The following is a 26777-nucleotide window of genomic DNA, read 5'->3' as shown; positions in this document are numbered from 1 at the left end:
CGCGCGGTCAGCACCGGGGAGCCGCCCTCCAGGCGCCCAGCCCCGCCGTGCCCAGAAAGGCGTGGAGCAGGAGGGGGTCCAGCGGCTTCTCGAGGATGCCCACGTCCATCGTCTCTGCCGTCGGCCGCAGGGCCGGGCTGCGATCGGCGGTGACAAGACGGGCCGGCACGGGACCCAGCCGGTCGCGCAGCGCGCGGATCGCCTCGAGCCCCGTGCGGCCATCCTCGAGCTGATAGTCGATGAGCAGCACGTCCGGCGGCGGCGCCCCCGCATCCAGAAGGCGCAGCGCCTCGGCCGCGGAGGCCGCGTCGATGACGCGCACGCCCCAGCTGCGCAGAAGCAGCGTCAGGGCGCGGCGCATGTCCATGTCGTCCTCGACCACCAGCGCGGTGAGCCCGTCGTGCCGCCAGGCGGCCGGAGAGGCGCTTCGTGCGCGCCCCAGGCTGGCAGGCAGATCCGGCAGCCCCCCGTCGAGCGGGACGGTGACGGTGAAGGTCGTGCCACGGCCGGGTGCGGAGGCGAGGGCGAGCGGATGGCCGAGCATGGCGCAGGCCCGGTCCACGATCGCGAGGCCGAGGCCCAGCCCCTCGGACGCGGAGGCCCGCCGCCCGAGGCGGTGGAACTCGCGGAACACGTTGTCCTGTTCGGATTCGGGAATGCCGGGGCCGGTATCGCTGACCACCAGCCGTGCCGTTGCGCCGCCGCGGCGCACGCCGACGAGGATGCGGCCCCGATCGGTGTAGCGCACCGCGTTGCCGATCAGGTTCTGGAGGATGCGCCGCAGATAGCCCGGATCGCTGCGCACGCGCAGCGAGGAGGGCACCACCGTCAGCCGCAGACCCTTGAGCGCGGCGGCGGGTGCGAATTCGTCGCGAAGCTGCGCGAGCAGGTCCCCCAGTTCGACCGGCCCGATATCGGCGGCGGCGCGGCCCGACTCGAGCTTGGAGATGTCGAGCAGCGCCTCGATGATCGCCTGGACGCTCGCCAGAGCGTTCTGCGCCTTGCCCACGATCTCGCGGTGGAGGGGGTCGGGGAGGTCCTCGGCCACCGAGGACAGGTAGAGCTTGGCGGCCGAAAGGGGCTGGAGGAGGTCGTGGCTGGCGGCCGCCACGAAGCGGGTGCGCGAGGCGTTGGCGCGCTCCGCCGCGGCAAGGGCGTCCTCCAGCTCCAGCGTCCGCGAGGCGACGCGGGCCTCGAGCAGTTCGTTGGCCTCGGCCAGCGCACGGGCGGCGACGCGCTCGCGCGTGACGTCCGACAGGCTGATGACGAAGCCGCCATCGGGCATCTCCTCGGCAAAGACCTCGAACCACTGGTTCTCGCCGCGCCGCAGCGCAAACCGCAGCGGCGGTCGGCCGCTGCCGCCGCGGACCCAGGCCAGAAGATCGTCCGGGGTGGTGCGACCGTCGAAGGCGGCATCCCGCAGAAGGGGCCGGAAGACGGCTTCGCAGTCGAGACCGGGACGCAGGCGGTTGAGCGGCAGGCCCAGCATGGTCCCGAGACGCCGGTTGAAGCCCACGAGCTGGCCGGTCGGGCCGACGATCCCCACACCCTGGTCGATATGCTCCAGCGTCGCACGGATCAGCCGGGCCTGATCGTCCAGAAGGCGGCCATGCTCCTCGCGCTCGGCCCGGATCACGTCCGTCACGTCGGTCTGCATGATCACGGTCTGCCCGGTGGGCATCCGGTGCTCGCTCACCTGGATCCAGCGGTCCCCGAGCAGGCGGACGTTGAGCATCACGTGCGGCTCGCCGTGGCGGGCCAGCCGGCTGCGGGCCCAGTCCTCGGGCGAGGTGCCGGGCGGCAGGTCCAGATGCGCGCTGCGGCTGACCAGGGCGACGTAGTCGCGGAATGCCAGACCGGGACGGAGCGCATCCTTCAGGTCCGGCAGGTTCATCGCGAAGCGCGAGTTGCACAGGACGAGGTGGTCGTCCGCGTCGAAGAGGGCGAATCCCTCCTGGATCGTCTCGATGGCGCCGGCGAGATCGGACCGGGCGCGCTCCGTCTCGCGGTTGGCGGCGGCGAGGCGGGCGTTCGATTCGTTGAGAAGGTCCAGCGCCCGCTCGAGGTCGCGCGTGCGCTCGCGCACCTGGTCCTCGAGCAGGACGGCGCGCTGGAACTGGCTGTAGGCCGCGCCGCGCTGGTCGGAATCGGCCCGCTCGACCCGCCGCATCAGGGCGGCGCAGATCTGGCGCAGCTTCTCGATCTGCCGTTCGGGCGGGTCCCGCGGGTCCACAAGGGCGGCAACGGGCATCATGGCAGGTCCTCGTCCGGGGGCGCGAACAGCACCACGCCGGTCATCGTCTGGTTCACGTGCATGTTGTTGAACTGCTCGCCATAGGTGGAGAAGCCCACGACGCGGTGGCGGGCGAGGATGTCCGACAGGGCCCGGAGTTGCTGGCGCTCTTCTGCCTCGATCCGGCGCAGGATGCAGTCGCAGGCCCAGATCGCGTCCGGGACGCGCCCGCCGGTGATGCGATCCAGTTCGCGCGCCAGATGCGCGACCATGTTCTCGGGTTCGGCCAGGGTGAGGACCAGCCCCTCGTCGATGGCCGAGAAGAACACGAGGTCGCCGTCCGGCAGGACGCGCTGGATGGCGCGCACATGGTGCGTGCCTCCGAACCGCACGACGACCGGATGGGCGGCGAAGGTGAAGGGCGACAGCTGGGCGGGGTCCTTGCCCAGCACGCGGGCATATTCCTGCGCGGCCGGCTCGGCGTTGATGCGGCGCACGATGCGGCGGGACGGGTCGGCATCGGTGACGACCATCCGCGTCTCGGATGGCCGCAGGTGGTCGAGGCTGAAGACCCGCACCTCGCAGGCGGTGCGGATCAGGCAGAGGACCGCAGCATGCTCCATCACCCGCGCGCCCAGCGCGACGCGCGTGCGCTCGAAGCGCACGCCGTCGCCGGCCGACCCGCCGAAGAGGGGCACCGGGCCCAGTCCCGCGCCGAGGGCGGACACCAGTTCGTCCTCGCGCACCGACAGGCCGTCCACCATCAGGAAGGCGAATTCGCCGCGCCAGCGCGGCTCCTCGGCCATCAGGGCGGTGCGGGCCCGGATCATGTCGCCCACCAGCGTCTCTCCGTCCAGACGGTCGAGATCCGGCACGGCGAAGGCATGGGCGACGAACCGGCTGCGCGGCAGGCCGACCGCCACGATCATCCCGTCGACATAGCCGGCGGTGCCGATCTCGCCCGCCGTGGTGCAGCCGACCACCACCGCCGGTGCGAAGCGGTGCTCGGCCTGCTGCATGACGGCGGGCAGGTCCGCCTCGGGGCTGGCAAAGAGGGCGGTCAGGGCGAGGTCGGAGCCCAGCGCCTCGGCCAGACGGTCCAAGGCACGGGGATCGTCGCATCGCACCTCGGCGCGGCGGATGCCCGCGGAGGAGCGCCCGGCGGACGCGCCGCCCCCTGCCTCCATCCTCTCCTCCCTCCGGCGCGACCGGCTTGCGGGTCTGCGCCGCGCACGAGCCTAGTGGCCGTCGCCGCCCTCCCGCAAGAGGCTGGCGAAGCTCACCTCGCGCGCCATGAGGACGGCCTGGGTCCGCGTCTGCACCCCCAGCTTGCGCATGATCGCGGTCACATGGGCCTTGACGGTGGCATCGGCGATCGACAGCTCCCAGGCGATCTGCTTGTTGAGCCTGCCCTCGCAGATGAGTTCGAGAATCCGCGCCTGCTGTCGGGTGAGTTGGCGCAGTCGCCGGATCGCATCCTCGCGCCCCGGCGCGCAGGGGGTGGAGGCGGAGGGCAGGACGATGTCCTCGGGAAGGAAGGTCCGCCCCTCAGCGACGGCCTCGATCGCGCGACGGAACATGTCGCGCTGGCTGTGCTTGGGCACGAACCCCGCCGCTCCGGCCTGCATCGCACCGGCCACCACCCGTCCGTCGGCGAGCGAGGAGACCACGAGCACCGGAACGTCGCCGGCGACCCGGCGAAGCCGGATCAGCCCGTCGAGGCCGCTGACATCCGGGAGGTTGAGGTCGAGCACCACGAGGCCGATCCCGCCCTGTCCGAGCCGCTCGAGCGCCGCGGCGAGGCTGTCTGCCGTCTCCACGCGGGGGATGCGCGCCGCGGCCCGCAGGGTGATGGAGAGCGCGTCGCAGAACAGCGGATGGTCGTCCACGACGAGCGCCACGTCGATGGGAAAGGGCGGAGCGGCAGGCAGCGGGTCGGGCGGCATGGCATCGTTCCGGGCGTCGTTCCGGCAGGGTGCGGGAGCAGGATACAGGCCTGTGCGATCCCGTCATCCTCCACCAAGGTCGCAGACGCGACAGGCCCCGCGCGGTCAGGCCATGCGGCGGCGCATCAGCGTGCGCGCCGGATCGTAGCCCCAGAGTGCGAGGGCCAGGAAGGCGGCCAGCGCCAGCGCGGTCCACAGCAGGGCGGACGGGTTGGGCTGGAGGTAGAGCGCGAAGCGGATCAGCTCGACCGCATGGGTGAAGGGGTTGACCGCGCAGATGTCGTGAAGGAGCGGCCCGGCCTCGCGCATCCGCCAGAGGGGATAGAGGGCCGAGGAAAGAAAGAACATCGGGAAGATGACGAAGTTCATCACCCCGGCGAAGTTCTCGAGCTGCCGGATGAACGAGGAGAGGGCGAGACCCAGCGCCCCGAGCATCAGCCCGGCCAGGGCGAGCGCCGGGAGGGCCGCGACATAGCCCCAGGGCGGCATCCGCACACCCCACAGCCAGGCGATGAGCAGGAAGGCATAGACCTGGATGATGCCGACGGCCGTGGCGGCGAGCAGCTTGGACAGCAGCAGCCACCAGCGCGGCAGCGGAGCCGTCAGCAGGAGCCGCATCGACCCCGTCTCGCGGTCCCAGACGAGCGAGAGGGAGGATTGCATGCCGTTGAACAGCAGGATCATCCCGCACAGGCCGGGGACGATGTAGGTCTCGTAGGTGATGTAGGTCTGGTAGGGCGGCGTGATCGACAGCCCCAGCGCGGCGCGAAAGCCCGCGGCGAATACCAGAAGCCAGACCAGCGGCCGCACCAGGGCGGAGACGAAGCGCCCCTTCTGCCCGATGAAGCGCATCGCCTCGCGCGAGACGATAGCGCGCAGCGCCAGCAGGGCGGGAGCGACGCTCATGCGGCTTCGGCCGTCAGGTCGAGGAACACCCGCTCGAGCGGGGCGCCGCGCGCGACCGCTCCGGCCGAGGCATGCCGCAGGACGCGGCCGCGATGGAGGATCACGAGATCGTCGTCGGGGCGGACCTCGTCGGTCAGGTGCGTGGCCCATAGGACGGTGAGGCCCTCCTGCGCGGCGAGCGCGTGGACATGGTCCGTGATCCCCGCGCGCGTGGCCGGGTCGAGACCCACCGTGGGTTCGTCGAGCAGGAGGACGGCCGGTTCGTGGAGCAGGGCCCGCGCGATCTCGGCCCGGCGGCGATGGCCGCCGTTCAGGGCGCGCACCTTGTCGCCCGCGCGGTCGGCCAGCCCCAGACGGTCGAGCATGGCGGCGATGCGGTCCTCGCGCCGTCGCCCCGAAAGGCCGTGCAGCGCGGCGGCATAGCGCAGATTGGCGGCCACGCTGATGTCGAGGTCCAGCGTCGGCGTCTGGAACACCACACCGAGCCGGCCCAGCGCGCGGGCGCGCTGGCGCGCGACATCGTGGCCGAGGACCGAGATGCGTCCTGCGCGCGTGGCCAGAAGGCCCGTCAGGAGCGCGAACAGCGTGGACTTGCCCGCTCCGTTCGGGCCGAGCAGGGCGCAGAACCGCCCCTGCACCACCTCGAAGGACACGGCGTCCAGCGCGAGACGGTCCCCGTAGCGGAAGGTGACGTCCGCGATGCGAAGCCCCGGCGGTACCGCGTCCATGGCGTCACCCCGGCGCCCGGCGACGCGTGGCGCCCCGCGAACTCCCCCCGGGTCCCATCGGCCCGGCCGCCGGGCGTCTGGTCCGGTCGATCAGGGCAACACTCTCCATGGCGCGATCTTTCATCGGACGGAGCCGCCCTGCCGCGGCGTCGGGGGCCATGAGCCGGACGCGGCGCACAACCATGTCCCAGTCTAGCACCGCACGTGCGGCAGGGTCCACAACGGCCGCGTGATCGGCTGTCCCCGCTCGGCGCGGGAGCCCGTCCCCCGCACCGGCCTACGACCTATGTCGCGGCTGACCGGAGCCCGGCGCGGTGGCACCGTGCGGCCCGTGGCCCGCCCGCGGCGGGAGCCAGGGAGGAAAGCATGAACAAGGTGGAACATTTCCGGATCGCGTCCTCGCCCTTCAAGACGCGCTACGACAACTACATCGGCGGCCAGTTCGTGCCGGCGCGCTCGGGGCGCACCTTCGAGAACACCTCTCCCGTGACGGGGCAGGTCCTGTGCGAGGTGGCCCGGTCCGACAGCGCCGACATCGAGGCCGCTCTCGACGCGGCCCATGCGGCCAAGGCCGCCTGGGGGCGGACGCCGCCGGCCGAGCGCGCCCGCATCCTCAACCGCATCGCCGACGTGATGGAGGAAAACCTCGAGCTTCTCGCCACGGCCGAGACCTGGGACAACGGCAAGCCGATCCGCGAGACGAAGGCCGCCGACCTGCCTCTGGCCATCGACCATTTCCGCTACTTTGCCGGGTGCATCCGCGCGCAGGAAGGCTCCATCTCCGAGATCGACCACGAGACGATCGCCTACCACTTCCACGAGCCGCTCGGCGTGGTGGGCCAGATCATCCCGTGGAACTTCCCGCTGCTGATGGCCTGCTGGAAGCTCGCCCCGGCGCTTGCGGCGGGCAATTGCGTGGTCCTCAAGCCGGCCGAGCAGACGCCGGCTACGATCATGCTCTGGGCCGAACTGGTCGGCGACCTGCTGCCCCCCGGCGTGGTCAACATCGTCAACGGCTTCGGTCTCGAGGCCGGCAAGCCGCTCGCCTCTTCCAACCGGATCGCCAAGATCGCCTTCACGGGCGAGACGACCACCGGCCGGCTCATCATGCAGTATGCCAGCCAGAACCTGATCCCGGTCACGCTCGAACTGGGTGGCAAGTCTCCCAACATCTTCTTCGCGGACGTGGCGCGGGAGGATGACGACTTCTTCGACAAGGCCATCGAGGGCTTCGTCATGTTCGCCCTGAACCAGGGCGAGGTCTGCACCTGTCCGTCGCGCGCGCTGATCCACGAATCGATCTACGACCGGTTCATGGAACGGGCCATCGCCCGCACGCAGGCCATCGTGCAGGGCGACCCCCTCGACCCGGCCACCATGATCGGCGCCCAGGCCTCCTCCGAACAGCTGGAGAAGATCCTGAACTACCTGGAGATCGGCCGCCAGGAGGGCGCCGAGGTGCTGACGGGCGGCGAACGGGCGCATCTGGGCGGGGAGCTGGAAGGCGGGTTCTACGTCAAGCCCACGATCTTCCGGGGGCACAACAAGATGCGCATCTTCCAGGAGGAGATCTTCGGCCCGGTCGTCTCCGTCACCACGTTCAGGGACGAGGACGAGGCGCTCTCCATCGCCAACGACACGCTCTACGGGCTGGGCGCCGGGGTCTGGAGCCGCGACGCCAACACCTGCTACCGCTTCGGCCGCGGGATCGAGGCCGGCCGGGTCTGGGTCAACTGCTACCACGCCTATCCCGCCCATGCGGCCTTCGGCGGCTACAAGCAGTCCGGCGTCGGGCGCGAGACGCACAAGATGATGCTCGATCACTACCAGCAGACCAAGAACATGCTGGTCAGCTACAGCCCCAAGAAGCTCGGCTTCTTCTGAGACGGGAGATCCCGGGGGCGCGCGGAGCGGGCTCTGCGCGTCCCTGCCGGAAGGAGTGCCGCATGGACAATCGACCGGCCGGACAGGTCAGCGCGACGCCTGCGGCGCTGTCGCTGCTGGCCGAGATCGCCGGCGCCCATGGACGCGTCGTCCTTCATGTCTCCGGCGGCTGCTGCGACGGCTCGGCGCCGATGTGCTATCCTGCGGGCGAACTCGTCCTCGGCGACCGGGACATCCTGGTGGGGTGGCTGGGCGACGTGCCCCTCTACATGGCCGCCGCGCAGTTCGAGGCATGGGGGCGGCCGCATCTGGTGATCGACGCGGCGCCGGGACGCGGAGGGGTCTTCAGCCTCGACAATGGCCTCGGCCGGCGGTTCGTCCTCCGCGTCGCTCCGCCTTCGCGGGACGAGCGGAGCTGATACGCCGCTGTTACCTTCGCATGGCTTGCCACGGGCCGTCAGGCGGAGGGCCAGATGACGCAAGAAGACGACCTTGAGGCGGCGAGCGAGTGGCTCGCCGAGGAACTCTCCGACGATGCGGGCGAGGAGATCGAGCTCGAGCTGGGCGACGAGACCCTGCGCCAGCGCATCGCGCGGCTGCGGCGCGGCCCGCGGCCCGAGCCGCTGCCGCGGGCGGTGTATCTGCGCGAGCTGCTGCGCCTGCAGGCCGAACTGATCCGTCTCCAGGACTGGGTCGTGTATCACAAGCGCCGCGTCGTCATCCTGTTCGAGGGACGCGATGCCGCCGGCAAGGGCGGTGTCATCAAGCGCATCACCCAGCGCCTCAATCCTAGGGTGGTGCGCACCGTCGCGCTTCCCGCCCCGTCCGACCGGGAGCGGACGCAATGGTACTTCCAGCGCTACGTGCCCCACCTGCCGGCGGGCGGCGAGATCGTGCTGTTCGACCGCTCGTGGTACAACCGCGCCGGCGTCGAGCGGGTCATGGGCTTTGCCACGGAGGCGCAGGTCGAGGAGTTCTTCCGCGACGTGCCCGAGTTCGAGCGGATGCTGGTGCGGTCGGGCATCATCCTGGTCAAGTACTGGTTCTCCATCACCGACGAGGAGCAGCAGTTCCGCTTCCTGATGCGCATCCACGACCCGCTCAAGCAGTGGAAGCTGAGCCCCATGGACCTGCAGAGCCGCGTGCGCTGGGAGGATTACACGAAGGCCAAGGAGGACATGTTCGCCCGCACCAACATCCCCGAGGCGCCCTGGTACATCGTCGAGGGCAACGACAAGAAGCGGGCCCGTCTGAACTGCATCGCGCATCTCCTGTCGCTCATCCCCTACGAGGACGTGCCGCACGAGCCCATCGAGCTGCCCGAGCGGGTCTACAACCCGGACTACGAGCGCGCGGTCCTTCCGCCCGAACTCTACGTGCCCCGCCGCTACTGACGACCCCCCTGCCGGAAGGCGTGCAGCCTGACGGAACAAAAGCGGCAGTGCTCCGTTGGCACGGTGTCCGAACGGCAGCCTTGCCCCCGGAACGGGCGGCATCTCCCGCATGGGGGGTGACGCGCGAGAGGGTGGGCTCCGCGTCGAGCCGCTGGAGGAGCTTGCGATGGAGCTTCATGCCGCCCACACCATCCGGCCGGGCGCATGGGGACTCGGCGCGGGTGGCTGCAGCGGTGCCGGGCCGATCCTGTCGGTCCGGCGGCCCGGTTTCATGGTTCTGTCCGCTTCGGGTTCGGAACGGCGGCGACACGCGCCGGGCGGCGCCTCGCAACGGCCGCCAAGTCCTGTCAGCATCGAAAGGAAGCCTAGATGACCATCAAGCGGATGACGCCCCTGATCGCGGGGCTGCTCGGGACGGTGGCCCTCGTGCCTGCCGCCCTGGCGCAGACGGCGGAGACGCTCGCTGCCGAGGGCCAGTCCTGCCAGGCCCTTCAGGCCTTCCAGCAGGAGCAGGCCGAACTGCTGCGCGACGAGTGGATCGAGGTGGCCAACCAGACGATCCAGGCGGGCGACGAGACGGCCTGTGCCCAGCTCTACGGTCAGGCCCTGACCGAGCTGGCCGAGCTGCAGGCCACGGGCGCCGTTCCGGTGCCGGAAGCCCAGCCGCTGACGCAGGATGCGGCGACGACCGACGCCGCGCCCGCGACCGCGGACACGACGACAGCGCAGGTCGGTACGGTGGACACCGCCGACGACACGCCCGATGTCGCCGACGACGTCACAGCTGCCCCGGCCGATGCCGCGACGGCCGAGGTCGGGACGGTCGATGCGACCACTCCCGCGCCCGAGACGGCCGATGTCGGCACCGCCGCGCCGGCCGATGCCACCACGACCGACACCGCGACGGCGACGGTCGCCGACACGACCGCGACCGGCACCGCGACGGCCGAGGCACAGGTGGGGGCCGAGATCGCCGTGGTCACGCCCCAGCCCAACATCAGCGTGTCCGCGCCTCCGCCCGAGGTGACGGTGATCCAGCCCACCCCTGAGGTGACGGTCAATCAGGGTCAGCCCGAGATCCTGGTGCGCCAACCGCAGCCGATCGTGACGGTTCAGGTGCCCCAGCCGATCGTGACGATCGAGATGCCGCAGCCCGAGATCATCGTGCGCATGCCCGATCCGCAGGTGTCCGTCACCAGCCCCGATCCGATCGTCGAGGTCCGCCAGGCGCCCCCCACGATCCGCGTCGAGCAGCCCGAACCGCAGGTGGTCGTCAACGTGGACGAGGCCCAGGGGGTTGCCCAGCAGGAGATGCAGCTTCAGCCCCAGGAGGCCCAGGTCACCGTGCAGCGCGAAGGCACGGATGCGCAGGTCAACCTGACGCGTCAGGACCCGATCATCACGCTGGAGCAGGCCGAGCCGCAGGTCCGCTTCGAGCAGACGGGCGAGCCCGAGATCCGCTTCACCCAGACCGGCGAGCCGATCATCACCATGCAGGAAGGCATGGGCACGGATGACGCGGCCGCTCCGGCCACCGGCACCGGCGTCGATGCCGCTGCGCCTGCGCCGGGCGGGGCCGAGGCGCCTGCCACCGACGAGGCCGTTCCCGCGCCGGGCACCGGCACGGATGGCGCCGCGGCTCCCGCGGATGGCACTGCGGCTCCCGCCGATGGCACGGTCGCACCCGCCGACGGTACTGCCGCTCCCGCCGATGGCACGGCCGCGCCGGCTGACGGCACTGCGGCTCCGGCCACGCCCTGATCCGGCACCACGGGGCGCCGCGTTGCGGCGCCCTTTCCCTTTTGCGCAACGGCGGCTCCGGCGGAGTCGCCGTTCGCGTCAGCTGCCCCAGGCGCGGACGTCGCCGCAATCCATGTGAACGAAGCCCGACCGGCTGTAGCGGCCGACGCCGCCGGCATGGCAGGCCAGAGCCGCGCGGGCGATCTGGTTCACGGAGCGGGAATCGAGCCGCAGGTCGGCCGCCTGCCCCCGCATGTGAAGCGAGTTGCGCGCCACCCCCGACGATTGCGACCGCAGCATGGCGTTGGTCTGGGGCGAGCGATAGCCCGACAGGAGCATGTAGGGCTCCCGCACCTCGAGCAGGTTGTACGTCGCGGCCATGATGTCGATGGCCCGTGTGTCGATCGAGACCGCCTGCCCGTTGCGCCAGTCGCGCATGAACAGGCTGATCTCGCGGATCGCCTCGCCCACGTATTCCCCGTCGATCCAGTAGATCGTGTCGATGCGTTCGCCCGTGCGCCCGGAATACATGCGGATCCGCCGGATGTCCCCTGCGCCCCGAAGAAACCCGGCCGCGGCGGAATAGGTCGGAGCCGCCGTCACTGCCGTTGCCGCAAACACGCCCAAGAGCGCGCGCCGAGAGATGCCCCGAGGGTCATTACCGTTGGTCATGTCTTGCGCCTGTCCCGTCGCTTCTTGTTCAAGCCCCTGATTTTCGGGGGAGTTCTTGTTGTTTCTGTCCCGATTGTGACCCGACTATGGCATGTCTCGCCCCACCATCCAAGTCGAGTATCGCCGCGAGTTCCCAAGAAACGGTTAAGCTCGGCCGGATTCCGCGCAGGTTTTCGCCGGATTCGTCGAGCTGGCGGCTGTGGCTTTGCGGCCACTGCCGGCGGGCCGGGCTCTTGCCCGGTGGTCGTGGCGGACAGGGGGGCCTATCGTGGCGCGGGCTCCGATGGCGACGAGGTTCCGATGACGACGTTTTCCCGCCGCTCGCTTCTGGCTGTCCTGTCCGCCGCCGCGGCGGCGAGCACCCTTCCGGCTGCCTCTGCCTCTGCCCTGTCCGTGGTCACGGGGTTCCGGCAGGGGGTGGCGGAAGGTGCGTCGCGCGACGAGGTCCTGGCGGCCTTCTACCGAGAGCGCGACTTCGCCGGCCTCTGGGCCGGTTCCGGCGAGGCCGAACGCGCGCGGCGCAACGCCCTGCTGGCCGCGATGACGGATGCGCCGGCGCACGGTCTCCCGCGGCGGCGGCACGATCCCGAGGCGCTTCTGCGCGTCCTGCGCGCCGCCCGCACCCCCTACGAACAGGGGCTGGCCGAGGTGGACCTGAGCCGAGCGTTCCTGCGGCTCGTCCGCGATCTCGGCTCCGGGGTCCTTGTGCCCTCCCAGGCGGAGCCGCATGTCAAGCGCCAGCCGCTCGCGGCCGATCCCCTGACGCTGCTCACCGTGTTTCCGCTCGAGGAGCCGGTGGGCTTTCTGCGCTCGCTCGCCCCGGCCTCGGCCGAGTACGCCCGGCTGATGCGGGCGAAGCTGGATCTGGAGGCGGCGATCCGCGCTGGCGGCTGGGGCGAGGCGCCCGGGAGCGGCCGTCTCGAGCCGGGCCAGACCGGCGAGCCGGTCGTGCGCCTGCGCGACCGTCTGATTGCCATGGGCCGGCTCGAGCCGACCGTCAGTGCGCGCTACGACGCCACTCTGGCGGATGCCGTGGCCCGGTTCCAGGAGGCCCACGGGCTCAACCCCGACGGGGTGGCGGGCGAGGGGACGCTGCGCGAGATGGGGGTCACGCCGCAGGAACGCCTGCGCGCGGTCCTCGTGGCGATGGAGCGCGAGCGGTGGAACGCCGCGCCCCGCGGCAGCCGGCACATCTGGGTCAACCTGCCCGACCTCCACGCCGAGATCGTCGATGACGACGCGGTGACGTTCCGCACCCGCGCGGTGATCGGCGCGCTCGATCCGGCGATGCAGACGCCGGAATTCTCGGACATGATGGAATACATGGTGATCAACCCGAGCTGGTACGTCCCCCGCTCGATCATCGTGCGCGACTATCTTCCGCAGCTCCGGCGCAACCGCAACGCGGTCAGCCACCTGCGCATCACGGATGCCTCGGGGCGTCTGATCGACCGCTCCCGGGTCAACTTCTCCAACTACTCGGCGTCGAGCTTTCCCTATGCGATGCATCAGCCGCCGGGTCCGAGCAACGCGCTGGGAACCGTGAAGTTCATGTTCCCGAACGTTTGGAACATCTATCTGCACGACACGCCCGCCAAGGACCTGTTCGCCCGGGAGCAGCGGGCCTACAGCAACGGCTGCATCCGGCTTCAGGACCCTGCCGGCTTCGCCCATGCCCTGCTTGCGCGGCAGACCGACAACCCGGAGGAGTTCTTCGCCACGCGACTGCGCAGCGGCGCGGAGACGCGCGTCAACCTCGAGGAGCCGGTTCCCGTCCACCTGGAGTACCGGACGGCGTTCACCGACGTGCGGGGCGGATTGCAGTTCCGGCGCGACGTCTATGGCCGCGACGGGCGGCTGTGGCAGGCGCTGGAGGAGCGAGGGGTGGAGGCCGGCGCCGCGGAAGGCTAATCCTCCCCCGGAGGGAGGACGGATCATGCTGACCATCGCGCGGATCGCGGAGGCTCTCGGGACCCGGGCGGAGGGCGACCTGTCGCTGTCCGTCCGCGGCGCGGCCGAACCGGCTGCGGCAAGCCCGGACGACCTCGCCGTGGCGCTCGCCCCGAGCTGGGGAGAGGACATCGCGCGGGGCCGGGCGCGCGCCGCCCTGCTGTGGCCGGACGCCGACTGGCAGGGCCTGGGACTGGCCGCGGCGATCTTCGCACCGCGCGGCCGTCTGGCCCTGGCCCGTCTCACGCAGACACTGGACCGGCGCGAGGCGGAGGCGGGAATCCACCCTTCGGCCGTCGTCCATCCCGAGGCGGTGCTGGGCGCGGATGTCTCGGTCGGGGCGCTGGCCGTGATCGGCCCCGGGGCCCGGATCGGGGCCGGGACGCGCATCGAGGCCCATGCCAGCATCGCGGCCGGTGCCGTTCTGGGGCGCGACAGCCTGATCCATGCGGGGGCGCGCGTCGAGCGCAACGTCCGTATGGGCGACCGGGTCATCCTGCATCCCAATGCCGTGGTGGGATCGGACGGCTTCTCGTTCGTGACCGCCACGCCCGCCCATGTGGAGGTGGCGCGGGAAACGCTGGGCCGCGGGGCCGTTCCGGTGCCGGAGGACCCGACCTGGCACCGCATCCACTCGCTGGGCGGGGTGGAGATCGGGGACGACGTGGAGATCGGCGCCTGCTCGACGGTCGATGCCGGAACGATCCGGGCCACGCGCATCGGCTCGGGCACCAAGATCGACAACCTGGTGCAGGTGGCGCACAACGTCGTGATCGGGCGGCATTGCCTGCTCTGCGGACAGGCCGCGGTGGCCGGGTCGAGCGTGATCGGGGACCGTGTGGTGCTGGGCGGCCGCGCCGGGGTGGCCGACAACCTGACCATCGGCGACGATGCGGTGATCACCGCCAATACCGGCATCCTGGCCAACGTGCCCGCCGGCCGCGTGATGATGGGCTATCCCGCGACCCGGATCGACCAGTTCCTGGAGAGCTACAAGGCCTTGAGGCGCCTGCCGCGCGTGCTGCGCGACCTCGGCTCGGGGGTTCCAAAGGCCACGCACCGCCGCTAGACCACCCGGACCAGAGAGGGGGGCTGTCGATGGACACGAGACAGCGCGTCATCGCCATCATCGCCGAGCAGGCGCTGCTCGATCCGGGCGACGTGCACGAGGACATGACGCTGGCCGATCTGGGGATCGACTCGCTGGGCGTGGTGGAGAGCATCTTCGCCATCGAGGAGGCGTTCGACATCGCCGTGCCCTTCAACGCCAATGACCCCTCTTCCAGCGATTTCGACATCTCGTCGGTCGGAGCGATCGTCCGGGCCGTGGAGCGGCTGGTCGCCGAGCAGCGGTGATGCGCCGCGTCGCCATCACGGGCGCCGGCACGGTCAACCCGCTGGGCCGCGACGTGCCCGAGACCTGGGCCGCCATGCGCGAGGGCCGCTGTGCCATCGGCCCCCTCGCGCTGCGCGATGCCGAGCGCCTCGGGGTGCGGATCGGCGCGCAGGTGCGGGACTGGGACGAGACGGCGCGCTTCTCGCGCGGCGAGATCGCGCTGCTCGACCGCTTCGCGCAGTTCGCCCTGGCGGCCGCGGCCGAGGCCGTGGCGCAGGCGGGGCTGCGCTTCGACGGCGAGCTGGGGTTGCGCACGGGCGCCGTGATCGGGACGAGCGGGGGCGGGCTGGGCACGATCGACGAGAATTACCGCCTGGTCTATGCCGAAGGAAAGAACCGCGTTCATCCTTTTACCGTGCCGCGCCTGATGGCCAATGCTGCGGCGAGCCACCTGAGCATGGCGCATGGGCTTCGCGGTCCCACCTTCGCAGTCACATCGGCCTGCGCGTCCTCGAACCATGCGATTGGCCTCGCCTTCGGGATGGTGCGGTCGGGAGCCGCCACGGCGATGCTGTGCGGCGGGGCCGAGGCGATGCTGTGCTTCGGCGGCCTCAAGGCCTGGGAGGGTCTGCGCGTGATGTCGCAGACCGGCTGCCGCCCGTTTTCGGCGGACCGGGACGGGATGGTGCAGGGGGAGGGGGCGGCGGTTCTCGTGCTGGAGGAATGGGAGCACGCCCGGGCGCGCGGCGCCGACATCCTGGCGGAACTGGCCGGGTTTGCCATGGCGGCGGATGCGGGCGACATCGTGCTGCCCTCGGCCGAGGGGGCCGAGCGCACCATGCGTGCAGCCCTGGCCGATGCCGGTCTGGACCCGGCCGATGTGGACTATGTCAACGCCCACGGGACGGGAACGGCGGCCAACGACCGGACGGAATGCGCCGCCATCCGCGCCGCCTTCGGCCCGCAGGCCGAGCGCCTGGCCGTGTCCTCCACCAAGTCGATGCACGGCCATCTGATCGGCGCCACAGGCGCGGTGGAGCTTCTCGCCTGTCTGCTGGCGCTGCGGGAGGGGGTGATCCCCCCCACGCTCGGGCCGGTGGTGCCGGACCCGGATTGCGACCTCGACGTGGTGCCGGACGCAGCGCGCCGCGCGCGCGTGCGAGCCTGTCTGTCGAACGCCTTCGCCTTCGGCGGCCTCAACGCCGTTCTGGCGCTGAGGGCCGCCTGAGCCCTTGGGCCGGATCACTCCATCGGCGGGGGCGAAGCGGTGTTGGCGTTGAAGCCGGCCGTGAAGCCTGTCAGGCTGACGGTCAGCGCCACCTCCTGATCGGGCGCGGCGGCGGGCACGATGACCAGCCGTGCGGCCCGGCCGCGCTTGAACTGCTCCACTTCGGCATTGGTGAAGCCCACGCGGGCCACGCAGCCGGCACGGTTGCAGAAGGTGAAGGGGTAGCGGCGTTCGTTGGCGCCATCGACCGACAGCCGCAGCCCCTCGGTCAGAAGCGTCTCGAGCGGAGCGACGATGTTCGCCCCGGCTGCCGCCTGTCCGCCGGGGGGGAGGGGGAACAGGTTGATCTCCGCCACCGTGTTGCCCTCCTCGTCGTAGAGAAGCTGGTAGAGCTGGCAGGGATCGTCGCCCTCCGGCACGCGCAGGCAGCGCAGCGACCAGTCGCCGAATTCCTCGCGCAGATAGGCCTGGCCGGGCTGCGGCTCCTGCGGGGCCGCCTCCACGGGCTGTCCCATGTCGAGCCCTGCCGAGGGGTCCGCGGCCGAGGCGTCGGGCTCTGCGGCGGGGTCGGATGCGGGCGTGGGGGAGGTGTCCGGCGCCCCGTCGGCCGGTGCATCGGTGGCGGGCTCGGCAGGGTCGTCGGCCGGGGCCTCCTGCGCGGCCAGCGGGGCCGCGGCCAGAAGGGCCAGCAGGGAGAAGGTGAGCAGGCGGTTGGGCATCGGTCGTCCCTCGGGGTTGGTCCCCCGGCGCTTAGCACGCGGGATCGGACCTGTCAGGTCCCGCAACCCGTGACGCGATCAAGGTTCCGCCAGACCGGCGGAACCCCCCGCCCGAGAAAGAAAGGGGAGCGCCGCGGCACCCCCCTTTCCCGTCTCCCTGCCGGACTTCCCCAGCTATCTGCCCGACCGTAGGCTATGGCTTCCGAGGCGTCAACGGCCCTCGGGGGGAAAGGGCCGCGCCCGAAGGCGCGGCAGTCTGGCAGGGAGACATCCGCGGGAGGGAGGATCGTCCCGCGGATGCTCCTGCTCTAGCAGGCAGAGGTGAAGAAAGGATTTACGCGCCTCGGCTTTCCTCCGGCGGAGCGGCCGTGCCGTCGTCGGGCCGTGGCTGGACGGCCAGCGGGTGCCGCGTCAGGACGAGTTCGCGCAGATGTTCGTCGAGCACATGTGTGTAGATCTCGGTCGTCGAGAGATCGGCATGGCCCAGCATGGCCTGGATCGAGCGCAGGTCGGCTCCGCCGGCGAGAAGATGCGTGGCGAAGGCGTGGCGGACCCGATGCGGCGCGACGCGATCGGGATCGAGCCCGGCCTGCATCGCGAGGGTCTTGAGCATCGCAAAGAAGCCCTGCCGTGTCAGGTGACCGGCCGCGCCCCTGGAGGGGAACAGGTAGGGCGAGGGGCGATGCCCGGCGGGCCTGCGCGCCTGCTCGGCGTCGCGCTGGAGGAGCCAGGCGGCCGCGGCCCGACGGGCTGGCCCCGACAGCGGCACGAGGCGCTCGCGCCCGCCCTTGCCGCGCACGAGGATCGTCCGGGGATCGCCCCGCAGGGCCGCCGCCGGCAGGGCGACCAGCTCGCTCACGCGCAGCCCGGTCGCATAGAGCAGCTCCAGAAGGCAGGTCCGGCGGACGGCATCCTCGCCCGACTGCTGCGCGGCGGCGATCAGCGCGTCGATCTCCTCGCGCCGGAGCACGGCGGGCAGGCGGGCCTCGCGCCCCGGCCCCTCCAGCCGCAGGGCAGGGTTGTCGGGACGCCAGCCCTCCTCGTGGGCAAAGCGGAAGAACTGCCGCAGGGTGGAGAGCCGCCGTGCCCGGGTGGCCCGCGACAGGCCGCGCGCCTCGCAATGCTGGAGATAGGCCTCGATCTCGGACCGGCCGGCGGTCGCCGCGTCCAGCCCGCGCGCGTCCAGCCAGTCGCCGAAATCCCGCAGGTCGCGGCCATAGGCTAGCCGGGTGTTGGCGGCCGCGTCCCGCTCGCCCGCGAGCGAGTCGAGAAAGGCCTCGGCCCAGCGAGGTTGGCTCATGCCCGCGCCTCGAGGATCAGGAACTGGAGGGCCGCGCGCCGCGCGCCGTCCTCGAGCCCGAGCGCCCGGAGCGTCAGGAGCGCGTCCGCTGCCGCGGCGTGATCGCCGGCCAGCGCCGCGTGAAAGCCGTGGATGGCTTCGAGCAGCGCCTCGCCGGCGCGACCCTGCGCGGCCAGCGCGGCGCGCTCGGGCGGGATCTCGGCCGCAAAGGCCGAGAGGATCGCCGAGGTCGGCGCGTCGGGCGCCAGGCCCTCGAAGGGCGCGCCGGTGGCGACGGCGAGCCAGGCCGCCTCGCGCGGGGAGGCCGGATCGGCCGCCAGTGTCGCCTCGCCGTAGGAGGGAGAAAGCAGGATCATCCGGCGGGCGACCGCGTCCGCCTCGCCCGCGAGGTCCAGCCCGGCCACACGCTCGGCAAAGAGGCGCGAGAAGGGAACGGCGAGGCCCGATTCCGCCATCGCCGTCCACGCCTCGGGTAGCAGCGCCGTCACGGTCGCCGCGTCGCCCGCCGTCAGGGCGGCATCGAGGCGCTGGACCAGACCGGCGCGGTCCCACACCCCCCCCGAGGCCGCGGGCGGCCGCGCGGTATAGACGGCGAGCAGCACGTTCTCGCTCAGCGCCGCGCGCCGGGCGAGGCGCTCGGCCGCCTCGATCTGCGCGCGCCAGGCCACGGTCGGGCGCAGGTCGAGAAAGGCATAGGCGAGGGGCAGGCCGGTCGTCGGAATCGTCTCGCCCACGGCCTCGAGCATCCGGTAGGTCAGCGGGGTGGGCCGCGGCGGCGGTCCCGCGGGAGCCTCCTCGTCCTCTCCGCCGTCGTCGAGGAAACGCGACAGGAGAAGGTCCTCCGCCTCGGACACATCACCCAGGGCGCGCGCCGTCGAGAGCGTCAGCGCGGCCGCGTTCCAGTCCCCGTTGCGGGCGAGGCAGAACACCCGCGCCTCGAGCGTCGGGGCGAGCGAGGGATGGGTGCGCAGCATCTCGCAGGCGTCTGTCTCGGTCCCGGTCAGCAGGGTGGCGTCGAACCAGCGGCGGAACGTCTCGCGGTCCAGAAGATTGCCGGCCTCGAGCAGCGACTGGGCCGCCTCGATCTCGCCCAGTGCCAGAAGCCGGTCCACACGGGCCAGAAACAGCGTCCCCTCGGCCGCCTCGTCGGCGGGGGGCGGCGATTCGGCCAGCATCAGCGTCACCAGCAGATCCTGGAGCGCGGGAATCCAGTCGGAACGATCCTCGCGGATCAGCGCGAGCAGGGCGGCCGTCTCGCTGCCCGACCAGAGGTCCGGGGGCAGGCCGGTCACCTCGGGCGGCAGAAGTCCCGCGACCTGGGGGGCAGGCTCGAGCGGTCCGACCTCGATCCCGAGGGGAGAGGCATCGCGCGAGACCGGCGGCTGGGCCGGAGCGGGCGGCGGGGCGGGGACCGGCGCAGGCGAGGGGGCCACGCTGCGCGACAGCCAGTCGATGGCCGAAAGCGGCGCCTCGGCCTCCTGGGCGAGAGCCGGCAGGGGCAGCAGCAGGGCGGCCAGCGAGAGCACCCGCATGGTCAGTCGAGGTCCAGATCGACCGGCTCGACCACCTCGCGCAGCGGGGGGGCGAAGTCGGCGGGAAACAGGAGCGGGCCGAGATAGGCATAGGCGATGAGCGCCACGGCAGCGAGCACGACAAGAACGAGCAAGACCTTGATCAGCCGCCACATCGTGTCCGTCTCCCGCCTGCTGCCCCTGCCGCCCGGCCTGCGCCGCGCCGTTCATATATGGCCTTTTGCCGGACTTCACCCCATTACCGGTCCGTCGCGCAAGCACGGAGCGGCGGGAGGTCATGCCAAGGGGGATCGCAACGGGACGGGGACGAGGCGGCCGGCGGCCGCGGCTGCGCCGTCCGGTGGTGCTGGTCGGGATGATGGGCGCAGGCAAGACGGCGGTAGGCCGGGTGCTGGCGCAGCGGCTGGGCGTGCCGTTCCGCGACAGCGACGCCGCCATCGAGGACGCGGCGCAGGCCAGCATCGCCGAGATCTTCGCCCGCGACGGCGAGGCGTTCTTCCGCGACCGGGAGGCGGAAGTCCTGCGCCGCCTGCTGGCCGGACCGCCGGCCGTGATCTCGACCGGCGGCGGGGCCTTCATGGCCGAGCGCAACCGCGAGGCCATCGCGCGCGACGGGGTGGCGGTATGGCTCGACGTGGACCTCGACACGCTGTGGGAGCGCGTGCGCCACAAGGACACCCGCCCGCTGCTGCGCACGGCCGACCCGCGGGAGACGCTGGCCGCGCTCTTTGCCGCGCGCGTGCCCGTCTACCGGCTTGCCCCGGTCCATGTGCGGTCCGAGCCGGGCTTCTCGGTGGAGGACACGGCCGGAGCGGCGCTGGCCGCACTGGCGGCCGTGCCGGGCCTTCTGGAGGCGGAACGATGACGACGATCCATGTGGACCTGCCGGGGCGGGCCTACGCCATCCATGTGGCGCCCGGCCTGATGGCACGGCTGCCGGACCTTCTGGGGCCGCATCTTGCGCGCCCGCGCGTCGCCGTGCTGACCGACGAGCGCGTGGCGGCGTTGCACGGCTCCGCCCTGCACGGGGCGCTGGCGGCCGGCGGGATCGCGGCGGAGATGCTGGCCCTGCCCGCGGGGGAGGGGACCAAGTCGTGGGAGGGGCTGTCGCGCGCAGTCGAATGGCTGCTCGAGCAGCGGGTGGAGCGGCGCGACCTCGTGCTGGCGCTGGGCGGCGGGGTCATCGGCGACCTAGCCGGCTTCGCCGCCGCGATCCTGCGGCGCGGGGTCCGCTTCGTGCAGGTGCCCACGACGCTGCTCGCGCAGGTCGATTCCTCGGTCGGGGGCAAGACGGGCATCAACACGCCGCAGGGCAAGAACCTGGTCGGCGCCTTCCACCAGCCCGTGCTGGTCGTGGCGGACACGGCGCTGCTGGGCACGCTGGCGCGGCGCGACCTGCTGTCGGGCTATGCCGAGGTGGCCAAGTACGGCCTGCTGGGGGATGCGGACTTCTTTGCCGGGCTGGAGGCGCGCGGACCCGCGCTGTTCGACGACGCGGAGGCGCTCGCGGGGGCCGTGGTCCGGTCCTGCGAGATGAAGGCGCGGATCGTCGAGCGAGACGAGACCGAGGAGGGGGAGCGCGCGCTTCTGAACCTGGGCCACACCTTCGCCCATGCGCTGGAGGCGGCGACCGGCTATGGCGACCGGCTGCTCCATGGCGAGGCGGTGGCCGTGGGGCTCGGCCTCGCCTTCGACCTGTCGGCGCGGCTGGGCCTGTGCAGTCAGGAGGAGCCGTCGCGTGTGCGCGCGCATCTGGGCGCCATGGGCCTGCCCGTGCGGCTGGGCGACGTCCCCGGCGCGCTGCCGCCCCCCGAGGAGCTGTTGCGTCTGATGGCGCAGGACAAGAAGGCCGTGGCCGGGCGGTTGCGCTTCGTGCTCGCGCGCGGGATCGGGCGGGCCTTCGTGGCCGCCGACGTCCCGGAGGAGGCCGTGCTGGCCACGCTGCGGGACGGCTGAGCCGCCCCGCAGCGGTTCCGTTCAGAACGGGATGTCGTCGTCGAGATCGCCGGCGGTGCCGCCGCTCCGCCCGCCGCCCCCGTAGCTGCCACCGCCCCCCCCGCCGGACCGGCTGCCGCCCCCGTAGCCGCCGCCGAAGCCCGGATCGTCGCCGCTGCCGTATTCGGCACCGCCTCCCTCTCCGCGGCCGTCGAGCAGCGTCAGTTCCCCGCGATAGGGGCGCAGGACGACCTCGGTCGTGTAGCGGTCCTGTCCCGACTGGTCCTGCCACTTGCGGGTCTCGAGCTGGCCCTCGATGTACACCTTGGATCCCTTGCGCAGGTACTGCTCGGCAACCCGGCCGAGATTCTCGTTGAAGATGGCGACGGAATGCCACTCCGTGCGCTCCTTGCGCTCGCCCGTGGCCTTGTCGCGCCAGGTCTCGCTGGTGGCGATGCGGAGGTTCACGACCTTGCCGCCATTGCCGAAGCTGCGCACCTCCGGGTCGCGGCCGAGATTGCCGACCAGGATCACCTTGTTCACCGAACCCGCCATGGACCCCCTCCGTGCCGCTGGGTGGAGCCCCTTAGATCACGGAACCGGGGAAAAGGCCAAGGCGGACGGTGCGGCCGCCGGGCCGCAGCGGACGGCGCCTCTCCGCCGGTTCCGGGATTGATGCTGGATCGGGGACAGCGGCTGCCGCTAGGCTCCGGGGCCACGGGGTTCAGGCGGGGGCGTCATGACTCGGGCGATGATTCTGGCGGCGGCAGCCGCGGCGTGGGCGGTCGCAGGCGGACCGGGGGCGGCACAGGACCGGGTCTCGACCTCGGACCGGATGGCGCTGTTCCGGGCGCAGACGGCCCTGCTCGACGGGCGGGCGGCGCAGCAATACAACAACTCGGTCCGGCTTCAGCCGCCGCGCGCGGAGGTGCCGCCGTTGATCGACGCGGCCGCCGCCGCCGCCGTGCCCGCCTATCGCGGCCGGGCCGATTCGTCCTATCTCGAGCCCGCGCGTGCCGCCGCGCGCCGCCACGGCATCCCGGAGGACCTGTTCCTGCGCCTCGTGCAGCAGGAATCGGGCTGGAACCCGCGGGCCGTCTCGCACAAGGGGGCGATCGGGCTTGCGCAGCTCATGCCGGGGACGGCGCAGCTTCTGGGCGTGGACCCGCACGATCCGCTGGCCAACCTGGAGGGGGGAGCGCGCTATCTGCGGCGGCAGTTCGATGCGTTCGGCACCTGGCCGCTGGCGCTGGCGGCCTACAATGCGGGGCCGGGGGCGGTGATCCAGCACAGGGGCATCCCGCCCTTTGCCGAGACGCGCGGCTATGTACGCGCGATCTGGGGCGAGTAGCCGCCACCAACACGAAAACCCCGCGACATCCACCGCGCTTCCCCCCTGATCCCGCGCAAGGCCCGTGGCGCGGGGCCGGAGAGGGCGGTCCACCCCATCGGGCGGGCTTGGTTCCTCCGGGGCGTCTCCGCGCTCACCCGTCTCCGGGCCGTCTCGGCGGGGCCGTGTTGCATGCCGCGTCTGGCGCATCGCGATCGGGTCGGCCCCGGGGGGCCGTGGCATGGGCGTTCTCCTTTCGGGGCCGGGGGCGCCGCTCGCAGGCCGCACGGCACCCGGGGCCGGTCTGGTCCGGGGATCGCACGAAACGGTTAACGATCCGTTAGCCCACCGCGCGCACCGCCGCATTTTCCGCAACACCCGCCGCGGATCAGGCGGCCGTGTCCTCCGGCAGGCGAATCACCGGCTCCATCCGCGCGAGCAGGTCGTCGGGCAGGTGGCACTTGACCTGGTGGCCGGGCGCAAGCGTGCGCAGGGGCGGCACCTCGGTCTCGCACGGCATGCCGGGAGTGGCGTGCTTCCAGCGGCAGCGGGTCTGGAAAGGGCAGCCGGGGGGCGGGTTCATGGCCGAGGGGATCTCGCCCTCGAGGACGATGTGGGTCTTTTCCACGCGCGGATCGGCGATGGGGACGGCGGAGAGCAGCGCCTCGGTATAGGGGTGATAGGGGGGCGCAAAGACCTGGTCGGTCGAGCCGATCTCGACCACGTGCCCGAGATACATGACGAGGACCCGGTCGGCGAGGTAGCGCACGATGGACAGGTCGTGGCTGATGAACAGGAGCGTCGTGCCCTTCTCGCGCTGGATGTCCATGAGCAGGTCCGTCACCGCCGCCTGCACGGACACGTCGAGGGCGGAGACGGGCTCGTCGGCGACCACGACCCGGGCGTCGCCGGCGAAGGCGCGGGCGATGCCCACGCGCTGCTTCTGGCCGCCCGAGAGCTGGCGGGGCTTGCGGTCGGCGAAGGCGCGGGGGAGCTTGACCAGATCGAGCAGGCGCAGCATCCGCTCGCGCCGGTCGCGCGGCGTGCCGATGCCGAACACCTCGAGCGCGCGGATGATCTGGCGCCCCACGCTCATGGACGGGTTGAGCGTGTCGAACGGGTTCTGGAACACCATCTGGAGATGCCCGACCGTCGAGGGGTCGCGCGCCTCCACGGGGGTGGACTGGATCTCCTCGTTGAGAAGGACCACGCGGCCGCCGGTCGCCGTCTCGAGCCCGAGCAGCACCTTGGCGAGCGTGGACTTGCCGCATCCCGATTCGCCCACGATGGCGAGCGTCTCGCCCTCGCGCGCCTCGAAGGAGAGCGTCTCGTTCGCCTTGACGACGCGGGTGGTGCGGCCGCCGAAGGGGCCCGAGGCGACCTCGTAATACTTGCGCAGGTCGTCCACCCGCAGGACGGGCGCGCCCGGCGGGCGGGGGTCGCGGCTGCCCTCGTCCGGGGGCGGGGCGGCCCAGTCGATCTCGGCCCAGCGCAGGCAGCGCGTCTCGTGCCGCTCGGGGCCGGGGATGGCGGCCATGGGGATCGGGCGGGCGTCGCAGCGTCCCTGCTCGAAATAGTCGCAGCGCGGTCCGAAATTGCAGCCCGGCGGCCGTTCGTGCGGCAGGGGGAAGTTGCCGGGGATGGCCCGGAGCGGGCGGGCGGTCTTGTCGGCGCCGGGCAGCGGAATCGAGCGGAACAGCGCCTGCGTGTAGGGGTGGCGCATCCGGGTGAACACGTCGGCAACGCGCCCGCGCTCGACCGCCTCGCCCGAATACATGACGCAGAGCCGGTCGCAGGTCTCGAGGATGAGGCCGAGATTGTGGCTGATGAACAGCATCGAGGTGCCGTACTTGCGCCCCAGCTCCTTGACGAGTTCCACCACGGCGGCCTCGACGGTGACATCGAGCGCGGTCGTCGGCTCGTCGAGGATGAGAAGCGAGGGGCGCGCCATCAGCGCCATGGCGATGACGATGCGCTGCTGCTGGCCGCCCGAGAGCTGGTGGGGATAGGCGCGCAGGATGCGCTCGGGATCGGGCAGGCGCACGTCGCGCACGACCTCGAGGGCGCGGGCGCGGGCCTCGGCGGCGGAGGCGCCCTCGTGGATCATGGGCACTTCCATGAGCTGACGCTCGATCCGCATGGCGGGGTTCAGCGAGGCCATCGGTTCCTGGTAGATCATCGCGATCTCCCGGCCCCGGATGCGGCGCAGCTCGGCCTCGGGCAGGGTGACGAGGTCGCGGCCCTTGAACCGGATCGCGCCGCCCGTGATGCGCCCCGTCGCCCCCAGATCGCGCATGATGCCGAGTGCGACCGTGCTCTTGCCGCAGCCCGATTCGCCCACGAGGCCCACCGCCTCGCCCGGCATGACATCCACCGAGAAGTCCATGACCGCAGGAATCTCGCGCAGGCGCGTGAAGAAGGAGATGGACAGCTTCTCGATGGAGAGCAGGGGCTCGGTCACGGGGCGGGCTCCGGGATCAGTCGCGCAGCGATTCCTCGCGCAGGCCGTCGGCGAGGAGGTTGAGGCCGAGCACCAGGGTCAGCAGCGCGACCGCGGGGACCACGGCCGGGTGCGGGAAGATCGACAGGAGCTGCCGGCCGGCATTGATGGTCGAGCCCCAGTCCGGGCTGTCGGGCGGCAGGCCGAGGCCGAAGAAGCCGAGCGCGCCCAGCAGGATCGTCGTGTAGCCGATCCGCAGGCAGAAATCGACGATGAGCGGCCCGCGGACGTTGGGCAGGATCTCCCACAGCATGATGTACCACGGACCCTCGCCCCGGGTCTGGGCGGCGGCGACGTAGTCGCGCGACTTGATGTCCATGGTCAGGCCGCGGACGATGCGGAACACGGTCGGGGCGTTGACGAACACCACCGCCACGAACACGACGAGCACGCCCGGCGGCACGTCGAACAGGTCGAGCCGCCCCATGAAGTCGAGCGGCGTCCCCGGCTGGCTGATGAAGGAGAGATAGACCCAGCCCATGGCGGCGACCACCGCCGCGATGAGCGGCACGGCGCGCGCGGGGTCCGTGCGGAAGCGCGACCACAGCAGCACGGCGACGAACAGGATCGGGGCCAGGAACATCGCTGCCGCCATCCAGGTGGGCAGGCCGGTGCGGACCACCTCCGGCGTCACGAGGAGGTAGAAGAGCAGGATCACCGGAAAGGCGAGGATGAGGTTGGCCAGGAACGACAGGGCCGTATCCAGCCAGCCGCCGCGATAGCCCGCGGGCAGGCCCAGCGTGATGCCCACCATGAAGGCGAACAGCGTGGCAAGCGGCGCGATCTGGACCACCGTCCAGCTTCCCATGACCATGCGCGAGAACACGTCACGGGCGAGGTTGTCGCCCCCCAGCAGGTAATGCGCGCCGGCCATCCAGTCGGTGGCGGCGGGCAGCGGCTCTCCGGGGGGCCTGTTCTTCATGCCGGACACGGCGGCGAGCGGATCGTGGGTGGCGATCCAGCCGAACACGCCTGCGAAGATCGCCGTGTAAACCCAGAACATGACGAGGACAAAGCCTGTCGTCCCGACCGGCGAGTCGAAGATGCGGCCATAGAGGCCCAGCCGGCGGCGGAAGGCGAAGGACAGGGCGAGCGTCGCCCCCAGCGCGACCCAGACGGGCAGGAAGCGCCGGATCATGGCCCCGACGATGCCCGCCTCGCCATAGGGCAGCAGGAGGCCGCCGACGAGATAGGCGGCGAGCGTGGCGAGCACCAGCGCGCCCGTCGCCCGGCTGGCCAGCAGCGCCCAGGCCTGCGGGGTCGTGCGGCTCCCCCCCCGGAGGCCGAGCGTGCCGTCGGGATGGACGACCGCCTCGGGCGCAGGGGCCGGGACCAGACCGGCCAGGAGGCGCAGCACGAGCGAGAGGCCGAACAGCCCCGCCGCCGCGAGAAGCAGCGGGTCGAGCCAGTCGCCCAGAGGGCCGGTCCAGGTCAGAGGCTCCAT

Annotated in this window: 24 protein-coding genes; 11 read left to right on the top strand and 13 right to left on the bottom strand. The window is 71.8% G+C overall.

Features of this window, described 5'->3' with window-relative positions; translation table 11 throughout:
• Nucleotides 1–7: 7 nt before the first annotated feature.
• The 5 genes from GT358_RS09225 to GT358_RS09205 all read right to left on the bottom strand — a co-directional run bounded on the left by GT358_RS09225 (nt 8) and on the right by GT358_RS09205 (nt 5813).
• Entirely contained in the window at nt 8–2251 is a 2244-nt protein-coding gene (locus GT358_RS09225; protein ID WP_166582503.1) for a PAS-domain containing protein, read from the bottom strand.
• A complete protein-coding gene (locus GT358_RS09220) occupies nt 2251–3420 on the bottom strand; it encodes an FIST N-terminal domain-containing protein (RefSeq protein ID WP_166582319.1) in 1170 nt (389 codons plus the stop codon). The genes GT358_RS09225 and GT358_RS09220 overlap by 1 nt, the downstream gene beginning before the upstream one ends.
• Before the next feature lie 51 nt (nt 3421–3471).
• The gene (locus GT358_RS09215; RefSeq protein WP_166582318.1) at nt 3472–4179 is read right to left on the bottom strand and encodes a response regulator transcription factor; all 708 of its coding nucleotides are present in this window, start codon (nt 4177–4179) and stop codon (nt 3472–3474) included.
• A 105-nt stretch (nt 4180–4284) separates the two neighbouring features.
• A complete protein-coding gene (locus GT358_RS09210; protein ID WP_166582317.1) occupies nt 4285–5085 on the bottom strand; it encodes an ABC transporter permease in 801 nt (266 codons plus the stop codon).
• Entirely contained in the window at nt 5082–5813 is a 732-nt protein-coding gene (locus GT358_RS09205) for an ABC transporter ATP-binding protein (protein ID WP_166582316.1), read from the bottom strand. Before GT358_RS09205 ends, GT358_RS09210 begins: the two co-directional genes overlap by 4 nt.
• A 366-nt stretch (nt 5814–6179) precedes the next feature.
• On the opposite strand from GT358_RS09205, the gene adh reads away from it, so the two are divergent.
• The 4 genes from adh to GT358_RS09185 all read left to right on the top strand — a co-directional run bounded on the left by adh (nt 6180) and on the right by GT358_RS09185 (nt 10852).
• A complete protein-coding gene (adh, locus tag GT358_RS09200; protein ID WP_166582315.1) occupies nt 6180–7697 on the top strand; it encodes an aldehyde dehydrogenase in 1518 nt (505 codons plus the stop codon).
• 62 nt (nt 7698–7759) lie between these two features.
• On the top strand, nt 7760–8116 hold the full coding sequence (locus tag GT358_RS09195; protein WP_166582314.1) for a DUF779 domain-containing protein: 357 nt from the start codon (nt 7760–7762) through the stop codon (nt 8114–8116).
• Nucleotides 8117–8170: 54 nt separating this feature from the next.
• Entirely contained in the window at nt 8171–9091 is a 921-nt protein-coding gene (gene ppk2 / locus GT358_RS09190) for a polyphosphate kinase 2 (RefSeq protein WP_166582313.1), read from the top strand.
• A gap of 369 nt (nt 9092–9460) precedes the next feature.
• Nucleotides 9461–10852 carry a hypothetical protein gene (locus GT358_RS09185; protein ID WP_166582312.1) on the top strand — a complete coding sequence of 464 codons (1392 nt, stop codon included), beginning with the start codon at nt 9461–9463 and terminating at the stop codon, nt 10850–10852.
• A gap of 78 nt (nt 10853–10930) precedes the next feature.
• Here the strand turns inward: GT358_RS09185 and GT358_RS09180 are convergent, their stop codons facing one another.
• Nucleotides 10931–11503 carry a DUF882 domain-containing protein gene (locus tag GT358_RS09180; protein WP_166582311.1) on the bottom strand — a complete coding sequence of 191 codons (573 nt, stop codon included), beginning with the start codon at nt 11501–11503 and terminating at the stop codon, nt 10931–10933.
• 300 nt (nt 11504–11803) lie between these two features.
• On the opposite strand from GT358_RS09180, the gene GT358_RS09175 reads away from it, so the two are divergent.
• Genes GT358_RS09175 through GT358_RS09160 form a run of 4 tightly spaced genes read left to right on the top strand, consistent with a single transcriptional unit; the run spans nt 11804 to nt 16017 of the window.
• Nucleotides 11804–13414, top strand: coding sequence for a murein L,D-transpeptidase (locus tag GT358_RS09175; RefSeq protein WP_166582310.1), 1611 nt, complete (start codon nt 11804–11806; stop codon nt 13412–13414).
• A 22-nt stretch (nt 13415–13436) separates the two neighbouring features.
• The gene (locus GT358_RS09170) at nt 13437–14522 is read left to right on the top strand and encodes a UDP-3-O-(3-hydroxymyristoyl)glucosamine N-acyltransferase (protein ID WP_371416263.1); all 1086 of its coding nucleotides are present in this window, start codon (nt 13437–13439) and stop codon (nt 14520–14522) included.
• Nucleotides 14523–14551: 29 nt separating this feature from the next.
• Nucleotides 14552–14809, top strand: a complete 258-nt coding sequence (locus GT358_RS09165) for an acyl carrier protein (protein WP_208103432.1) — start codon at nt 14552–14554, stop codon at nt 14807–14809.
• On the top strand, nt 14809–16017 hold the full coding sequence (locus GT358_RS09160; protein WP_166582308.1) for a beta-ketoacyl synthase: 1209 nt from the start codon (nt 14809–14811) through the stop codon (nt 16015–16017). Before GT358_RS09165 ends, GT358_RS09160 begins: the two co-directional genes overlap by 1 nt.
• A 14-nt stretch (nt 16018–16031) precedes the next feature.
• Here GT358_RS09160 and GT358_RS09155 read toward each other — a convergent pair whose 3' ends face one another.
• The 4 genes from GT358_RS09155 to GT358_RS09140 form a co-directional block, all read right to left on the bottom strand.
• Nucleotides 16032–16736, bottom strand: coding sequence for an invasion associated locus B family protein (locus GT358_RS09155; RefSeq protein ID WP_166582307.1), 705 nt, complete (start codon nt 16734–16736; stop codon nt 16032–16034).
• Nucleotides 16737–17070: 334 nt separating this feature from the next.
• Complete coding sequence (locus GT358_RS09150) at nt 17071–18036, bottom strand: tyrosine recombinase (protein ID WP_166582306.1); 966 nt, start codon at nt 18034–18036, stop codon at nt 17071–17073.
• On the bottom strand, nt 18033–19568 hold the full coding sequence (locus tag GT358_RS09145; RefSeq protein ID WP_166582305.1) for a hypothetical protein: 1536 nt from the start codon (nt 19566–19568) through the stop codon (nt 18033–18035). Before GT358_RS09145 ends, GT358_RS09150 begins: the two co-directional genes overlap by 4 nt.
• 2 nt (nt 19569–19570) lie before the next feature.
• Nucleotides 19571–19723, bottom strand: a complete 153-nt coding sequence (locus GT358_RS09140) for a hypothetical protein (RefSeq protein ID WP_166582304.1) — start codon at nt 19721–19723, stop codon at nt 19571–19573.
• A gap of 122 nt (nt 19724–19845) precedes the next feature.
• Here GT358_RS09140 and GT358_RS09135 point away from each other — a divergent pair, with 122 nt between their 5' ends.
• Entirely contained in the window at nt 19846–20433 is a 588-nt protein-coding gene (locus GT358_RS09135; RefSeq protein ID WP_166582303.1) for a shikimate kinase, read from the top strand.
• Nucleotides 20430–21524 carry a 3-dehydroquinate synthase gene (aroB, locus tag GT358_RS09130; protein WP_166582302.1) on the top strand — a complete coding sequence of 365 codons (1095 nt, stop codon included), beginning with the start codon at nt 20430–20432 and terminating at the stop codon, nt 21522–21524. The genes GT358_RS09135 and aroB overlap by 4 nt, the downstream gene beginning before the upstream one ends.
• A 21-nt stretch (nt 21525–21545) precedes the next feature.
• Here aroB and ssb read toward each other — a convergent pair whose 3' ends face one another.
• On the bottom strand, nt 21546–22058 hold the full coding sequence (ssb, locus tag GT358_RS09125; RefSeq protein WP_166582301.1) for a single-stranded DNA-binding protein: 513 nt from the start codon (nt 22056–22058) through the stop codon (nt 21546–21548).
• Nucleotides 22059–22242: 184 nt separating this feature from the next.
• Here ssb and GT358_RS09120 point away from each other — a divergent pair, with 184 nt between their 5' ends.
• A complete protein-coding gene (locus GT358_RS09120) occupies nt 22243–22854 on the top strand; it encodes a lytic transglycosylase domain-containing protein (RefSeq protein WP_243730799.1) in 612 nt (203 codons plus the stop codon).
• A gap of 367 nt (nt 22855–23221) precedes the next feature.
• On the opposite strand, the gene GT358_RS09115 is transcribed toward GT358_RS09120, so the two are convergent.
• Complete coding sequence (locus GT358_RS09115; RefSeq protein WP_371416253.1) at nt 23222–25294, bottom strand: dipeptide ABC transporter ATP-binding protein; 2073 nt, start codon at nt 25292–25294, stop codon at nt 23222–23224.
• Nucleotides 25295–25310: 16 nt separating this feature from the next.
• A complete protein-coding gene (locus tag GT358_RS09110) occupies nt 25311–26777 on the bottom strand; it encodes an ABC transporter permease (protein WP_166582300.1) in 1467 nt (488 codons plus the stop codon).

Origin of the sequence: Rubellimicrobium sp. CFH 75288, from assembly GCF_009904055.1 — a bacterium.
Lineage (GTDB): Bacteria > Pseudomonadota > Alphaproteobacteria > Rhodobacterales > Rhodobacteraceae > Rubellimicrobium.
This window is presented reverse-complemented; position numbering and strand designations above follow the sequence as displayed.

Excerpts from the sequence above, each read along its gene's own strand:
- ppk2 (WP_166582313.1), top strand. The coding sequence starts at position 8,171 with ATGACGCAAGAAGACGACCTTGAGGCGGCGAGCGAGTGGCTCGCCGAG.
- GT358_RS09225 (WP_166582503.1), bottom strand. The coding sequence starts at position 2,251 with ATGCCCGTTGCCGCCCTTGTGGACCCGCGGGACCCGCCCGAACGGCAG.
- GT358_RS09175 (WP_166582310.1), top strand. The coding sequence starts at position 11,804 with ATGACGACGTTTTCCCGCCGCTCGCTTCTGGCTGTCCTGTCCGCCGCC.
- GT358_RS09110 (WP_166582300.1), bottom strand. The coding sequence starts at position 26,777 with ATGGAGCCTCTGACCTGGACCGGCCCTCTGGGCGACTGGCTCGACCCG.
- GT358_RS09135 (WP_166582303.1), top strand. The coding sequence starts at position 19,846 with ATGCCAAGGGGGATCGCAACGGGACGGGGACGAGGCGGCCGGCGGCCG.
- GT358_RS09140 (WP_166582304.1), bottom strand. The coding sequence starts at position 19,723 with ATGTGGCGGCTGATCAAGGTCTTGCTCGTTCTTGTCGTGCTCGCTGCC.
- GT358_RS09205 (WP_166582316.1), bottom strand. The coding sequence starts at position 5,813 with ATGGACGCGGTACCGCCGGGGCTTCGCATCGCGGACGTCACCTTCCGC.
- GT358_RS09185 (WP_166582312.1), top strand. The coding sequence starts at position 9,461 with ATGACCATCAAGCGGATGACGCCCCTGATCGCGGGGCTGCTCGGGACG.
- GT358_RS09215 (WP_166582318.1), bottom strand. The coding sequence starts at position 4,179 with ATGCCGCCCGACCCGCTGCCTGCCGCTCCGCCCTTTCCCATCGACGTG.
- aroB (WP_166582302.1), top strand. The coding sequence starts at position 20,430 with ATGACGACGATCCATGTGGACCTGCCGGGGCGGGCCTACGCCATCCAT.
- GT358_RS09155 (WP_166582307.1), bottom strand. The coding sequence starts at position 16,736 with ATGCCCAACCGCCTGCTCACCTTCTCCCTGCTGGCCCTTCTGGCCGCG.
- GT358_RS09160 (WP_166582308.1), top strand. The coding sequence starts at position 14,809 with ATGCGCCGCGTCGCCATCACGGGCGCCGGCACGGTCAACCCGCTGGGC.
- adh (WP_166582315.1), top strand. The coding sequence starts at position 6,180 with ATGAACAAGGTGGAACATTTCCGGATCGCGTCCTCGCCCTTCAAGACG.
- GT358_RS09150 (WP_166582306.1), bottom strand. The coding sequence starts at position 18,036 with ATGAGCCAACCTCGCTGGGCCGAGGCCTTTCTCGACTCGCTCGCGGGC.
- GT358_RS09120 (WP_243730799.1), top strand. The coding sequence starts at position 22,243 with ATGACTCGGGCGATGATTCTGGCGGCGGCAGCCGCGGCGTGGGCGGTC.
- ssb (WP_166582301.1), bottom strand. The coding sequence starts at position 22,058 with ATGGCGGGTTCGGTGAACAAGGTGATCCTGGTCGGCAATCTCGGCCGC.
- GT358_RS09220 (WP_166582319.1), bottom strand. The coding sequence starts at position 3,420 with ATGGAGGCAGGGGGCGGCGCGTCCGCCGGGCGCTCCTCCGCGGGCATC.
- GT358_RS09145 (WP_166582305.1), bottom strand. The coding sequence starts at position 19,568 with ATGCGGGTGCTCTCGCTGGCCGCCCTGCTGCTGCCCCTGCCGGCTCTC.
- GT358_RS09180 (WP_166582311.1), bottom strand. The coding sequence starts at position 11,503 with ATGACCAACGGTAATGACCCTCGGGGCATCTCTCGGCGCGCGCTCTTG.
- GT358_RS09165 (WP_208103432.1), top strand. The coding sequence starts at position 14,552 with ATGGACACGAGACAGCGCGTCATCGCCATCATCGCCGAGCAGGCGCTG.
- GT358_RS09195 (WP_166582314.1), top strand. The coding sequence starts at position 7,760 with ATGGACAATCGACCGGCCGGACAGGTCAGCGCGACGCCTGCGGCGCTG.
- GT358_RS09210 (WP_166582317.1), bottom strand. The coding sequence starts at position 5,085 with ATGAGCGTCGCTCCCGCCCTGCTGGCGCTGCGCGCTATCGTCTCGCGC.